At 65.8% G+C, this 13,367-nt stretch carries 16 protein-coding genes; 4 read left to right on the top strand and 12 right to left on the bottom strand.

Annotated elements, in window-relative coordinates:
• From ACFWB0_RS14985 to ACFWB0_RS14970, 4 genes are all read right to left on the bottom strand, one after another.
• Positions 1-386 (bottom strand): DUF222 domain-containing protein (locus ACFWB0_RS14985; RefSeq protein ID WP_378491240.1); only part of this gene is annotated, 386 nt, incomplete at its 3' end.
• Between the two features lie 121 nt (positions 387-507).
• Positions 508-846: a cupin domain-containing protein gene (locus tag ACFWB0_RS14980; protein ID WP_378491239.1), complete on the bottom strand. Its 339-nt coding sequence runs from the start codon at positions 844-846 to the stop codon at positions 508-510.
• Entirely contained in the window at positions 843-1,655 is an 813-nt protein-coding gene (locus ACFWB0_RS14975) for a methyltransferase domain-containing protein (protein WP_378491238.1), read from the bottom strand. Before ACFWB0_RS14975 ends, ACFWB0_RS14980 begins: the two co-directional genes overlap by 4 nt.
• Before the next feature lie 31 nt (positions 1,656-1,686).
• A complete protein-coding gene (locus ACFWB0_RS14970; RefSeq protein WP_378491237.1) occupies positions 1,687-2,298 on the bottom strand; it encodes an ATP-binding cassette domain-containing protein in 612 nt (203 codons plus the stop codon).
• Between ACFWB0_RS14970 and ACFWB0_RS14965 the strand changes: the two genes are divergently transcribed.
• Positions 2,287-3,321 carry an ABC transporter substrate-binding protein gene (locus tag ACFWB0_RS14965; protein WP_378491236.1) on the top strand — a complete coding sequence of 345 codons (1,035 nt, stop codon included), beginning with the start codon at positions 2,287-2,289 and terminating at the stop codon, positions 3,319-3,321. The genes ACFWB0_RS14970 and ACFWB0_RS14965 overlap by 12 nt on opposite strands.
• Positions 3,318-4,136 carry an ABC transporter permease gene (locus ACFWB0_RS14960; RefSeq protein WP_378491235.1) on the top strand — a complete coding sequence of 273 codons (819 nt, stop codon included), beginning with the start codon at positions 3,318-3,320 and terminating at the stop codon, positions 4,134-4,136. Before ACFWB0_RS14965 ends, ACFWB0_RS14960 begins: the two co-directional genes overlap by 4 nt.
• Here the strand turns inward: ACFWB0_RS14960 and ACFWB0_RS14955 are convergent.
• Complete coding sequence (locus ACFWB0_RS14955; protein WP_378491234.1) at positions 4,099-4,863, bottom strand: hypothetical protein; 765 nt, start codon at positions 4,861-4,863, stop codon at positions 4,099-4,101. The two genes, ACFWB0_RS14960 and ACFWB0_RS14955, sit on opposite strands and share 38 nt — an antisense overlap.
• A gap of 82 nt (positions 4,864-4,945) precedes the next feature.
• Between ACFWB0_RS14955 and ACFWB0_RS14950 the strand changes: the two genes are divergently transcribed.
• Complete coding sequence (locus tag ACFWB0_RS14950) at positions 4,946-5,629, top strand: helix-turn-helix transcriptional regulator (protein ID WP_378491233.1); 684 nt, start codon at positions 4,946-4,948, stop codon at positions 5,627-5,629.
• 39 nt (positions 5,630-5,668) lie between these two features.
• Here ACFWB0_RS14950 and lpdA read toward each other — a convergent pair whose 3' ends face one another.
• The 3 genes from lpdA to ACFWB0_RS14935 form a co-directional block, all read right to left on the bottom strand.
• Complete coding sequence (gene lpdA, locus ACFWB0_RS14945) at positions 5,669-7,072, bottom strand: dihydrolipoyl dehydrogenase (RefSeq protein WP_378491232.1); 1,404 nt, start codon at positions 7,070-7,072, stop codon at positions 5,669-5,671.
• A 78-nt stretch (positions 7,073-7,150) separates the two neighbouring features.
• A complete protein-coding gene (locus tag ACFWB0_RS14940; RefSeq protein WP_378491231.1) occupies positions 7,151-7,966 on the bottom strand; it encodes an ABC transporter permease in 816 nt (271 codons plus the stop codon).
• On the bottom strand, positions 7,963-8,910 hold the full coding sequence (locus ACFWB0_RS14935; protein ID WP_378491247.1) for an ABC transporter ATP-binding protein: 948 nt from the start codon (positions 8,908-8,910) through the stop codon (positions 7,963-7,965). The genes ACFWB0_RS14940 and ACFWB0_RS14935 overlap by 4 nt, the downstream gene beginning before the upstream one ends.
• An 87-nt stretch (positions 8,911-8,997) precedes the next feature.
• On the opposite strand from ACFWB0_RS14935, the gene ACFWB0_RS14930 reads away from it, so the two are divergent.
• Entirely contained in the window at positions 8,998-9,705 is a 708-nt protein-coding gene (locus ACFWB0_RS14930) for a TetR/AcrR family transcriptional regulator (protein ID WP_378491230.1), read from the top strand.
• Here the strand turns inward: ACFWB0_RS14930 and ACFWB0_RS14925 are convergent.
• Genes ACFWB0_RS14925 through ACFWB0_RS14910 form a run of 4 tightly spaced genes read right to left on the bottom strand, consistent with a single transcriptional unit; the run spans position 9,681 to position 13,279 of the window.
• The gene (locus ACFWB0_RS14925) at positions 9,681-10,322 is read right to left on the bottom strand and encodes a response regulator (RefSeq protein ID WP_378491229.1); all 642 of its coding nucleotides are present in this window, start codon (positions 10,320-10,322) and stop codon (positions 9,681-9,683) included. The genes ACFWB0_RS14930 and ACFWB0_RS14925 overlap by 25 nt on opposite strands.
• Positions 10,319-11,548: a histidine kinase gene (locus tag ACFWB0_RS14920; protein ID WP_378491228.1), complete on the bottom strand. Its 1,230-nt coding sequence runs from the start codon at positions 11,546-11,548 to the stop codon at positions 10,319-10,321. The genes ACFWB0_RS14925 and ACFWB0_RS14920 overlap by 4 nt, the downstream gene beginning before the upstream one ends.
• Positions 11,549-11,604: 56 nt before the next feature.
• A complete protein-coding gene (locus ACFWB0_RS14915) occupies positions 11,605-12,357 on the bottom strand; it encodes an ABC transporter permease (RefSeq protein WP_378491227.1) in 753 nt (250 codons plus the stop codon).
• A gap of 1 nt (position 12,358) precedes the next feature.
• Complete coding sequence (locus tag ACFWB0_RS14910; RefSeq protein WP_378491226.1) at positions 12,359-13,279, bottom strand: ABC transporter ATP-binding protein; 921 nt, start codon at positions 13,277-13,279, stop codon at positions 12,359-12,361.
• Positions 13,280-13,367 lie beyond the last annotated feature (88 nt).

Here is a 13,367-nt window from a genome sequence, read left to right as displayed (position 1 = left end):
TCGGAGGCGTGCTCGATCAGGATGGTGCGGGCTTTCTCGAAGTCGCAGGGGTTCATGGTGCGGGGGTAGTGCTGGCAGAAGTAGGCGATCTGCCGTGCCTTCTCCGCATCCAACAGACCGGATGAATACGCTTCGCGTACTTCCGGTTCCAGCCGCAGTAGCCGAGCCAGTGATTCGATGCGGTGGCATTCACCGAGTTCGAGGTGGGTGGCGGCGGCGAGCCAGTGGGCGGGGCTGCGGTAGCCGTGTTCGCGGACGGTGTCGCGTTCGATCATCGCGATCATCAGGTCGACGCGGTGTACCTGCCAGGTGTGGATTTCGGCGGAGACGGCGAGCGTCTCGGCCATCAGTTGTGTGTTGTCGAGTTTCCAGAGGTCCCCACCCATGATCGAATTCTATAGAACACATATTCGCATGACAAGGGATTGTCGAACGTTGATTCGAGTTCTGTTGCGGGTCTCCATTCACGCAACGACTCCAGTCACTCCATGGAGACCCACGAACAGGTCAGCGCAGAATCGTCAACACCACCACGGAGTCCGTGTTGGCGACGAGCTTGTGCATGATTCCCTCGTCGACGTGCACTGCCGTGCCCGGAACGAGCGAGACCGTCTTGTCTGCGGTGCTGAACGACACGTCACCGCTGGTGGCCTGCACCAGGATCGGGGCCGGTGCACGATGGTCCTTCAGGACCTGCCCCGCGGCGAACCCCATCCGGATCACAGTGGCGCCCGGCCTCGACACGAGCTTCTCGAGGCGCGGGACGTCCCCGTCCTTGACATCGAGGTGGGTGAGTCCCTCGATCACCGTCATGGTGGCGTCGGAACCGGTTGTGTCAGTCATCATGCCGCCTTCTTCTTCGCGATGATCTCGATCGCAACGAGGTGCTTCTTGTATTTCGTGAACGTGGACCGCATCTGCAGCACCCGTGCCCGAGCGTCGGAGTCCCGCAGTACGTTGCCCACGAATTTCACTGTACCGACGAGACCTTCGTCGGCGAGGATGCGCTGGGGTTCGAGCAGCGCCATCGGCGCGAAGCCCACGGTTTCGACCTCGAACCCGGCGTCGACGAGGAGCTTCGTCCATTCCGCCGCGGTGAGTGGACGTGCATTGACCTTGATGGACCGCGCAAGAGACTTGCGGATCTCGGTCTTGATCTCGTCGTCGACCTCGTCGGGTTCGATCGCCAGTTCGTGGATCGCGTAGCGCCCGCCCGGACGCAGCACGCGCAGCGCCTCCGCGATGATCTCGGACTTGTGCTTGTCGGTCTGCATCGTGAGCATCGCCTCGCCGACGACGACATCCGCGGTTGCGGAGTCGAGTCCGGTCTTCGAGGCCTCACCACCGACGACCTTCCCCGCGCCGCCGAGTGCCTTCCGGGTCAGGGAGGCTGCGCTCTCATCGGATTCGACGCCCACGTAGCTCTTCGGTGCGTAGTCGAGGATGTTCTGGGCGGTCCGGCCGAGACCCGGCGCGAACTCGACGACGTCGACGCCGCGCAGTTTCGCGTCGGCAAGCATCCGTTCGGTCAGTTCTTTCCCACCGGGACGCAGGACGCGTTTGCCGAGGCGTGCGAGGAGCCAGTGTCCGGGCAGGTGAGCAGCATCCCGGTCGGCCAGCGGCAGTGCGTCGTCGGCTGTGTGCTTGTCGTTCATAGTCTTCGGCCTCTCTCGGTCCACATCCTATTTACCGGAATAATGTACGGTAAATTCCCATGGTGGTGAAGACGTCGGTGATCTCATGCGCAGTCATCAACACGCCTGCGCCTTCGGCCGCAGCGCGCCCGAGCGCGACACCCACGGTTTTTGCCGACGCGGAATCCAGGTGCGCGAACGGTTCATCGGCAAACACGACCGACGGACGCGCGAACAGCGCCCGGGCCAGCGCCGCGCGGCGCTGCATTCCGCCGGACAACCGGAAGGGTGGAAGATCGGCAACGTCCCCGAGCCCTACCGCGTCGAGCGCCCGATCGACCTCCGGATGCGACCCCGACGACCACACGCTCCGCCCCCGTGCACCGAGTCGGACGTTCCTCCCCACCGTCATCCACGGCAGCAGCCGTGCTTCCTGGAACAGCATTCCCTGGCGCTCGACCCGGCGGGTGACGGTGCCGGCCGACGGTTCGAGCAGTCCGGCGGCGGCATGCAGCACCGTGGTCTTGCCCAGCCCTGATTCGCCGAGTATCACCAGGATTTCACCGGCGTCGAGACGTAACGACAGGTCCTCGACGATCACCCTGCCACCGCGCGACAGGCCCACCCTGTCGAATTCGATCAAAGGAACTCCGTGAACCGTCATCATTCCTCCTCGAGAATTCGTACACTGGTCGTCGCGCTGTCGGTGGCAACCATGCTGCTCACCGCGTGCGGCACCGACGACGACACGTCGGCCTGCGGAGCCGAGACCCCGGTGAGCGGCGCCGACTCGGGCCTTCCCGACTCTCTGAACGTCGGTGTCGCGAACAACGTGGCCATGGCCGCGCCGTTGACCCGACTCGACGACCTCGATATCGCCACCACCTCCACGAGGACCGCGAGCACCCCGGAGGAGTTGCGTACCAACTTCATTGCCGGAAACTACGACCTCGCCGCCATGCCGATCAACATCGCGGCGAACCTGTGCGCGCAGGGCATCGATCTCGTGCTGGTCGGCACGGTGAGCGGCAACATCGTGCACCTGATGGGCCCCGAAGGCACAGCACTCGACGATTTGCGCGGACACACCGTGCACATCCCGTTCCAGAACGACATCATCGACCTGGTGGCCCGACAGATCTTCGACAGCGCCGGGATGACCTACAACGGTGAGAACCCCGATGTCACTCTGCAGTACCACCCCACACCGCTCGACATCGCGACCGGCTTGACGTCGGGGTCGATGCAGTATGCGATTCTCCCCGAACATCTCTCGACGGTGGTGGCCGGAGCAAGCGACAGCGTCGTCGAAGCACAGAGCTTGCAGGACCTGTGGGTGGAGCAGACCGACGCGTCGTCCCTGCCGTTCGCCGGATTCGTACTCCGCGGCGAAGTGGCGCGCGCGTACCCGGATCTCGTCGGCGCCCTGCAGACGAATCTGCTCGGCTCGGTCATCGAGGTCGTGTCCGACCCACAGCGGGGCGCGGTCACGATCGCCGACATCGTCCCGATCCCCGCCGACGTGGTCGGTCGGGTACTGCCGGACCTGCGACCGACCTATCTGCCCGCCGCAGAGGGCCGCACCGATACCGAGCTGCTCTACGAATCGCTGATGACCACGGTGCCGGACTCTATCGGCGGCGAAATGCCTGCAGACGGTTTCTACGGAGGGAACCGCGGATCGTGAACGCACCGTCCGTGGCCGGCCGGTCACCGCAGTACGCCGTCGGCGCCGCGCTGTGTGTCGCTGTGCTGCTGGCCATCTGGCATCAGCTGTCATTGGGTCGGTCCCCCGCCGTTATGCCGAGTCCGGCGCAGACGCTCGACGCGCTGTGGGACATCGTGACCGACGGCTCGCTCGCGACCGAGCTGGCGCTCACACTCATGCGCGCCGCCACCGCGACGGCGCTCGCACTCTCCGTCGGGGTCCTGTTCGGCTGGGCCGCAACGGTATCGCCGTTCGCCGACGGTGTGCTCGCACCGATCCGCGCGATCCTGCAGGGCCTTCCACCGATCGTACTGATCGTGTGCCTGGTGCTGTGGATGGGCAGCGATCCGTCGATCACGATCATCGTCTGCGCGACCGTGATGGTGCCGATCATCGCCGCAGCCACCGCGTCGGCGTTGAGGTCGATCGACCCGCATCTGCTCGAGCTCGGCACCGGCCTGCAGTTGAGTCGCGCCCGACGACTCGTGTTCATCGTCGTGCCGTCGATCCTTCCGCCGATCGTCGCGGCGACGGGAGCCGTCGCGTCCGGGTCGGTGCGGGTCGCGGTGATGGCCGAACTGCTGTCGGCGCCGGACGGTGTAGGCGCGGCGATCGCACAGACCCGGACGCTGCTCCAGACACCCGCATTGTTCGCATGGACGCTCGCGATCATCATCTGCGCACTTCTCGTGGATCTGGTCATCCGATTCGTGGTCAAGAGGTGGACCGCGCTGTTCTCACCGAGCGACCGCGCCGCTACCGGACGTACCCGGAAGGGCACGAGAACCCGTTGAACGACGCCACATCACACACACTGCGCGCCGACAGCTTCCACATTCCGTCGAGGTATACGAAGGTCAGGCGCAGCGGCGTCTCGGGGCCGGGGGCGCCGGCGAACGTCACCTGGAGGCGACCCGACGCGTTCGTTCCGTCGAAGTCGATCGGGTCGATCACGCGCGGCCGAACGACACGCAGCATCGTCCCCGCCCGCGTCCCGATCTGTTCGAGAACCGGTCCGGATTCCGCACCGCGTTCGACATACGACTGCCGGTACGCGAGGGAACCGGCGGGGTCGACCGCCGAATGCAGTGCAGTGGTCAGTTGCGCTGCGCTCGGCGCGGGGACCGACGGCGCCGCAACGGCCGGTTCGTCGGGTGCCTGGGCAGGTGCAGACACGCTCCCCGCGGGGACAGGAGCGGCAACCGCAGCAGGGGCAGGAGCCGGGTCGGGCATCGCACCATCGGGTACGTCCGCTTCAGGAGCCGGAGCCACTGCGGGAGCGGGTGCAGAGGCTCCCCGGTCGGCCGCGAGGGACTGCAGCGCTGCGAGGATCGCGGCGTTCGACGTCGACTCGGCAACCGGTCGCTGGTCCTGTTCCCGCACCTCGACGGCAACGATGACAGCGGCTACTGCGACGACCACCGACGCGACCGCCATGAGCGCGAGAGCAAGGGTAGCCACAGTGCCCAGGGCTCGTCGTGCCGGTCGTACCGTGGACGGTGAGTCGGTCGCAGCCTTCATGGCGACGACTATAGGGGATTTCTCTCCTTTTAATAAGGTGAGCCTCACCTGAGGTCACCCGGGATCGCGACAGGAGTGCGAGTTGACACGGCGGGTGAAGCAGCGCGAGCGGGTTCTCGACCTGGTGCGCGAGTCCACGGGGCCCCTCGATGCCCATCACCTCGCGGACGCGCTCGACCTGCACGTAACGACGATCCGGTTCCACCTCTCCGGCCTCGTCGACGAGGGACTCGTCCGCACCCAGGCGTTACCTGCCGAGAAGGTCGGCCGCCCCCGCATGGGGTACGTCGCGGTACGCGAGCCGTCGTACACCGATCTCGTCGCCCTACTCGCTGCCCGCATCGGCGGGAGTGCGGCCGAGCGCGAACGGAAAGCAGTCGAGGTCGGCGACGACTGGGCTGGAATACTCGGATTTGCTCCGAAGCCGACGACCGACGCCGGAGCACTCGTCATCGAATCCCTCGAGCAGTTGGGTTTCGAAACACGCACGGCCACCAACGCATTCGGCACGCACAGCATCACGCTCTGCACGTGCCCGCTCGCCGAGATCGCCCGCAGCAACCCTGAAGTGGTGCGCGGAATCCAACGCGGCCTGATCCAGAGAGTCCTCGACGACCACGCCACCGCTCTCGGCGCGTCCTACACGGTCGACGTCTTCCCCGACCCGCAGGACGGGAACTGCCTCGTCAAGCTCGTCCTCCGCCCCGGGCAGAAGAGGTCCGGGACGACAGCAGCCCGCGGTGACGATCAAGTCACCGCGGGCTGAGCCGGTACATCCGCGCGGGGGTCGACCCGCACCGGAAGATCAGAAATTGATCATGTGTCCTGCGAGGCCGTGAATGGCCTCCTGCAGAGCCTCGCTGAGCGTGGGGTGCGTGTGGACGTTGCGCGCCAGTTCGTTGACGGTCAGGTCCCACTTCTGCGCGAGCGTCAGCTCGGGCAGCAGCTCGGAGACGTCGGGGCCGATGAGGTGGCCGCCGATGAGTTCGCCGTGGGTCTTGTCTGCGATCAGCTTGACGAAACCGTTCGGGTCGCCGAGTCCGTGGGCCTTGCCGTTGGCGGTGAACGGGAAGGTCGCGACCTTGATGTCGTAGCCTTCCGCCTTCGCCTGCTCCTCCGTCAAGCCGAACGACGCGACCTGCGGCTGGCAGAACGTCGCGCGCGGCATCATGCGGTAGTCGCCGAGTTCGAGGGTCTCGGCATTGCCGATGGTCTCGGCGGCGACGACGGCCTGGGCCTCGGCGACGTGCGCAAGCTGCAGCTTCGCAGTGACGTCACCGATGGCGTAGACGCCGGGGACGTTGGTGCGCATGCGCTCGTCGATCGCGATCGCGCCGCGATCGGTGAGCTCGACGCCGGTCTTCTCGAGGCCGAAGCCCTCGACGCGCGGGGCGAAACCGACCGACTGCAGCACCTTGTCGACGGTCATCGTCTCGACGTTGCCGGACTTGTTGTCCTTGATCTCGACGGTGACGTTCGAGCCGTTGTCGGTGATCTTCTGGACGGCAGCACCGGTCTTGATGGTGACGCCGAGCTTCTTGTACGCCTTGGTGATCTCCTTGGAGATGTCGGCATCCTCGTTCGGCAGAGCACGATCGAGGAACTCGACGATGGTGACGTCGACCCCGTAGTTCTTCAGGACGTAGCCGAATTCCATGCCGATGGCGCCGGCGCCGACGATGACGATCGAGCCCGGAAGTTCGCGGGTGAGGATCTGCTCCTCGTAGGTCACGACGTTGTCGCTGAGCTGCGTGCCCGGCAGCAACTTGGTGACCGAACCCGTGGCGATGATGACGTTGTCGAAGGTCACCTGTTCGGTGCCGCCCTTGGTGAGCGCCACCTCGATGGTCTTGGCGTCGACGAACGAGCCCTTACCGTCGTACTCGGTGATCTTGTTCTTCTTCATGAGGAAGTGCACGCCCTTGGTCCGACCGTCTGCCACCTTGCGGCTGCGGTCGAAGGCTGCACCGAAGTCGAACGACACGTCTCCCGAGATGCCGAAGGTCTTGGCCTCTTTGGTGAAGAGATGTGCCAGTTCGGCATTGCGAAGAAGGGCCTTCGAGGGGATGCAGCCCACGTTGAGGCAGACACCGCCCCAGTACTTCTGCTCGATGATGGCGGTGCTCAATCCCAGCTGCGCCGCGCGGATAGCAGCGACGTACCCACCGGGACCGGCTCCGAGGACAACGACGTCATAGTGTGAGGTCACAGCCATAGAGGGTAGTCCTGCCCGATCCCGCTGTCTGCCGATGGTCCGGTTACCCGCGAGTAGGGTGAATTTTCGCACTCACCTCTGCGCGCCGTACCGCTTCACCGCGACGGGCACCGTCACCGCGAGGATCAGCGCAATCCATCCGAACGCGGCCGCCACCGGGTGGTGCATCGGCCATGCCGAGTCGGCCGCCACCGCGGTTCCCGAACCGAACAACTCCCGCAGTGCAGCAACCACCGAGCTGATCGGATTCCACTCCGCGATGGCGCGGACGACGGACGGCATCGCCTCCGTGGGTGTGAACACGTTCGAGAACATGATGAGTCCGAAGATCATCGGCGCCGCCTGCTGGAGCAGCTGCTCGTCACGGATCGCCATACCGAGGAGGAGGCCGAGCCAACCGAGCGCCGCCCGGAACGCGAACAGCAGCACGATAGCCAGAACGATGTCCCCGGCGGGTGCGTCGATGCGCCACCCGACCAGGTATCCGATCCCCATCATCACGGAGAGCGCGACCGCACCGATCACCGTCTCCGCGAGCGCCAGGCCCGTCGGCACCCCGGCCCGCGCAATGGGCAGAGCTCGGAGCCTGTCGGTGAGCCCGCTGCTCATATCCGCATTGGCAGTGCTCGCGGTGCCCATCAGACCCAATGCCGCCACGAGGACGAACACGCCCGGCATCAGGTACGAGCGATATTCCGCGGGATCGGCACTTCCCGCCAGCGAGCCGCCGAAAACATAGCCGAACAACACGACCATGCCCAGCGGCGCGGCGAGCGAGACTACGAGCAGCGCCGGCGAGTGCCGGTACGCGGCGACGGTGCGACCGAACACCACTCGTGCTGCCGCGACCGTGCCCACCGAGGGCTGCACCTGGTGATCGATGGTCACGATGCCGGGGTCCTTTCGGTGAGCGCGAGGAACGCCTCGTCGAGGCTCGCGCGTCGTCTGCCGATGTCGTGGACGTCGATTCCGTCGGCGTCGAGGGCCCGCAGGATCGGGAGCAATTCCGGTTCGCCATCCAACCCGAAGGCCAGACGGATCGAGTGTCCCTGCACCACAGTCGATCCCACTTCTCGTGCACCGAATCCGTTCAGAACCTTCACCGCTCCGCCACGGTCGGCAGGTGCGACGACCAGGTCGAGACCCGCGCCGACCGCGGCGGTGATCTCGGCAGGCGCACCGGTGGCGACGGTGCGACCGCCGTCGAGGATCGTGATTGCGTCGGCGAGACGTTCGGCCTCGTCCAGATACTGGGTGGTGAGCACCACGGTGGTCCCCTCTGCTACGAAATCCAGGATGTATCCGAAGATGTCGTTGCGGCTGCGCGGGTCGAGGCCGGTGGTGGGTTCGTCGAGAAACAGCACTGCGGGGCGTACGACGGTTCCCGCAAGGATGTCGAGCCGGCGCCGCATGCCGCCGGAATAGCTCTGAACCTGCTGATCGGCCGCGTCGGCAAGACCGAAGCGCTCGAGCAGGTCGCGGGCGTGACGCCGGGAGTTGCGCGCCCGCATCCCGGAGAGTCGCGCGAACATCGTGAGATTCTCAGCGCCGGTGAGCCGTGGGTCCACCGAGTGGAACTGGCCGACCAGGCCGATGCGCTGCCTTACCCGGATGGCGTCGGCGACGGTGTCGAAGCCGAGGATCCTGGCCTTCCCGGAGGTCGGGCGCAGCAGGGTCGAGAGCATGCGCACGGTGGTGGTCTTACCTGAGCCGTTCGGTCCGAGCAATGCGTGCACGGCCCCTTCCCTCACCTCGAGGTCCACGCCGTCGACGACCGTGTGTTCGCCGTAGCGGCGGGTCAGGCCTTCCGTTTCGATGACGTTCACGCGCATCTCCTCATCTGTAAACAACGTTCGCAGATTCAGTGTAGGCATTTGCGAACACTGTTCGCAAATGACTTCTCGAGGCATGCTGAGGTCATGCCGACCTCACTGTGGCTGCGATCCGACGAACCGAAGCGCGGACCACGCCCCACGCACACGCTCAGCGATATCGCCGAGACCTGCGTCGACCTCGTCGATCGAGAAGGAATACGCGCACTGTCCATGCGCCGCGTCGCCGACGCCCTCGGCACCTCCGCGGCATCCCTGTACCGGTACGTGTCCGGGAAGGACGATCTGCTCGCTCTGATGGCCGACCGCGTCGCAGGCGAATACGAGTTCGCACCGCTCACCGGCGACGTGCGCGCCGACGTCCTCGACGTAGCGGAACAATCTCGCGCGCTACATCGGAAACATCCGTGGCTGCATGAGATCCCCACCACCGACATGGGACCGAACACCATCGCCTATCTCGATCACCTCATCGGTGCACTCGCCCCCGCGAAACTCGACCCGACGGCCACCATGATGGGTGTCGCACTGCTGAGCGGATGGGTGGCGAACTTCGCCCAACAAGAATCCGTCGGGGTGGTCGCCTCCCGGTCGGGCGGCGGTGCCGGACATGTGGCGTCCATGCTCGCGCACGGCGACTATCCGCACCTGGCAGCGCTGTTCACCGGCACCGGCCCGGACTCCCCGGCCGCTCCACTCGACAACGACGCGGCGTTCGTCGCGGGCATCGACGCGATGCTCTTCGGCATCGCACCACCCGATTCGCACGCTCAGCCGAGGATTCCGCGCTCGTAGGCGGCGGCCACCGCCGCGGCGCGGTCCGACACCTCGAGCTTCCCGAAGATATGGGTGAGGTGCGTCTTCACTGTCGCCTCGCTGATGAACAACACCCGCGCGATCTCGCGATTGGACGTCCCCTTCGCCACGAGCGCCAGCACCTCTCGTTCGCGGGAGCTGAGCGACCGTGGAGTGTCTGCACCCCGCACCCGGGACATCAGGCGCGACGCCACCACCGGCGACAGCACCGTACGTCCCTCCGCGGCCGCACGCACGGCAGCGAACAGTTCGTCGCGCGGTGCATCCTTGAGCAGATACCCGGTGGCACCCGCTTCTATCGCGGGAATGGTGTCGGCGTCGGTGTCGTAGGTCGTGAGCACCAGGACCCGGCTACGAACCTGTCTCGACGAGAGTTCGGCGATCGCGTCGACACCGCCGCCTCGCGGCATCCGTAGATCCATCAGCACCACATCGGGATCCAGCCGGGCGACGAGCGCCACCGCTTCATGCCCGTCCCCCGCTTCACCGAGAACCGTGAACTCGTCCGAGGCCGCGAACATTCCGCGCAGGCCGTCGCGGACCACGGGATGGTCGTCGACGATCAGCACGGTGATCCCCTGCAATCCGCTGCTCACGACACCGATCCCGCACGCACCTGCGGTACCCGCACCGAGACCGCTGTTCCGGCGCCGATCTCGGACTCGACGTCCATGACACCGGCGACGCGGGCAACACGGGAACGCATCCCCTTCATCCCGAATCCGTCCGCCGACACCGCCGCCGGATCGAAGCCGAGCCCGTCGTCACGGATATCGACACTCACCTCGTCGCCCATGTACGACACTGTGACACCGACGCGGTGTGCCGAAGCGTGCTTGGCGACATTCGCGAGAGCCTCCTGGGTGATTCGCAGCAACGTTACGGCGATGTCGTCGTGCAGCGGTTCCGCATCCCCCGTCACTGTGAAGTCGGTCCAGATCCCGTGCTCGACGGACCAGCGATCCACCGACTCGGCCAACACCGATTCGAGTGTGTCGTGTTCGAGTGCTTCCGGCGCGAGATTCTGCACCGAGCGCCGCGCATCACCGAGGCTGCGCCGTGCGAGGTCTGCCGCCACGGTGACATGGCGCCGCGCCGCATCGGGATCCTCGGCGTCCCCGGCAGCCTGCAGCTGCGTGATGATCCCGGTGAGACTCTGCGCCAAGGTGTCGTGGATCTCGGCCGCAAGACGACGCCGCTCGTCGTCGATCCCCGCCTCACGCGCATGCTGTACCAGCTGGGCGTGCAACGCACGATTCTCGGAAAGTGCTTGTTCGAGGCGGGTGTTCATACGTTCGAGTTCGGCGATGGCCTCGATCCGCTCCTCGGTCCTGCGCAGGTCGCGCTCGCCGATCCGGTACATCACCATCGAGATCACTGCATTGAGCACGAACAGCAGGCCGAACACTGTCCACTGCATCGAATCCGAAGGAGGTAGACCTCCCGACTGCGACCCGGCCATCGTCACTGCCGTTGCCAGCAGACCGAGACGGGCCCAGCGCTCGGTGATCAACCACGGTGCATCGAAATAGCCCACCAGAGCGTAGATCGCGAAGAACGGATTGAACCAGCTCAAGGCGAACGCAATCACAGTCCGCAGGATGTAGTACACAGCCCCGGTGCCCGGACCGGTGCGCCACCACCATACTTCCAAGGCCGCCGCGACGACCGTCAGCACCGACACCGGAATCCATTCGGCGGGCCTCATCACCATCGACGCCGTCCCGACACACAGCACGATCCCGAGTGCAAGCAATACCGGTGGGCTCCAGCGGTGGAACCGGCTCCACGAGTCCTCCCCGAAATGCGATGCCGGTTCCACGCACGAGGTTCCCAGACGAGATGCAGTCACAGTCTCCAGAGTGACCGGAGAATCCGTCACTGCCAACGGAACCACTTGATTGCGGCTGCCGTGAGCACGATCGCCCAACCCGTCACCACCGCGACACCGGTCATGCTCGGCCAGTAACCCGACGCCGCCTGATCGAGGATCTGTGAGGCAGCACCGAACGGTGTCACTTCGACGACCCGGCGGAGCAGGTCGGGCATCGTCTGCACCGGAAGCCACACTCCCGCGCAGAACATCATGGGGAAGAACACTATCGTGCCCACCGTCTGCGCCACCCGCATCGACGACGACACCGCCGCGATCGCCGCACCCATGCTCAGGGCGGCCGCGAGCGTGAGGACGACGGCCAGCACGTAGCCGAACGGTTGTGCCGGTAGCGCGACGTCGAACACGACACGACCCACGAGCAACGCGAGAACGACGGAGACAGCAACGGCCACCGCATGCACGACGATCTGCGCCATCAACAAATAGGTGGGCTTCGCGGGGCTCGCCTCCAGCCTCCGCAAGATTCCGCGTTCCCGATACGACGACAACACACCGGGCATGGTCTGAATGCCGGCCACGATCATCGCCAGGAGAACGGTCACCGGCACGTACAGGTCGATCAGTCGGAGGCCGCCGAGATTCGGGTCGGTCTCCCGAAACATCGGAATGACCCCGAGAATCGTCAGCAGCCCCACGGGGAAGATAAGGATCCAGAACATCGCGGCGGGCTCACGCCCGAACAGCCGGGCTTCGGTGCTCAGTACTGCCACCGCTGGATTGGTTGTGGTCTGCATGTCAGCTCCCTGCATGTCCGGGCTCCGAGGATGTGATGTCGAGAAATGCGTCGTCGAGTGTGGCGTCGGTGACGCGAAGTCGCTCGGCGGACAGTCCGCGTCGCGCGAGTAGTGACAGCGCCGCGTCCACGGTGTCGTCGCTGCCCTCGATGACGATCCGCTCGCCGTCGCCCCGCACCGCCGATGCGCCGGGAAGTGCTTCGAACTCGGACCGATCGAGCAACCCACCGGCCGGGCGGAACGACACGACAACGGCCGAGGCCGACCGTCCGACCAGCTCGGTGGGACTGCCGAGCGCCTTGATCGCGCCCGCGTCGAATACTGCGACGCGGTCGCACAAGCGCTGAGCTTCTTCCATGAAATGGGTGACGAGCAGAACCGTCACCCCTGAGTCGCGGACCTCCTCGATCAGCGACCAGGTTTCCCGTCGACCGCGCGGGTCCAGGCCTGTGGTGAGCTCGTCGAGCACCACCACGCGCGGCCGTCCGATCAAGGCGAGGGCAATGAACAGCCGCTGTTGCTGACCACCCGACAGCTTCGCGAATCGGGTGCCGAAGACCGGCGCGAGACCGAGTCGCTCCGCGAGCGCCATGCCGTCTGCCGGATCGGGATAGAACGAGGCGTACAAGCCGAGCGCCTCGCGCACGGTCAGCTTCGGTTGCAGCGCACTCTGCTGAAGTTGCGTGCCGAGTATTTCGGTGACGGCGCGATGGTCGGCGACGGGATCGAGCCCTGCCACACGGACCGTGCCTCGGTCGGGTACCCGCAGACCGGACACACATTCGACGGTGGTGGTCTTCCCCGCCCCGTTCGGGCCGAGGATCCCGAAGATCTCTCCGTCGTCGACGTGGAAACTGACGCCGTCGACGACCGTGCGATCTCCGTACGATTTGTACAGGTCTGTCACTTCAACGATGGGCATGCATAGAGCGTGCCCGCCGGCCCCGGGTCTTCACATCGACCGAGCGGGTCGGATCCGTATCAGCCGATCGGATGATGCGGGCCGGTAC

The organism is Rhodococcus sp. NPDC060086 (genome assembly GCF_042730275.1).
Taxonomy (GTDB): Bacteria; Actinomycetota; Actinomycetes; order Mycobacteriales; family Mycobacteriaceae; genus Rhodococcus.
This window is presented reverse-complemented; position numbering and strand designations above follow the sequence as displayed.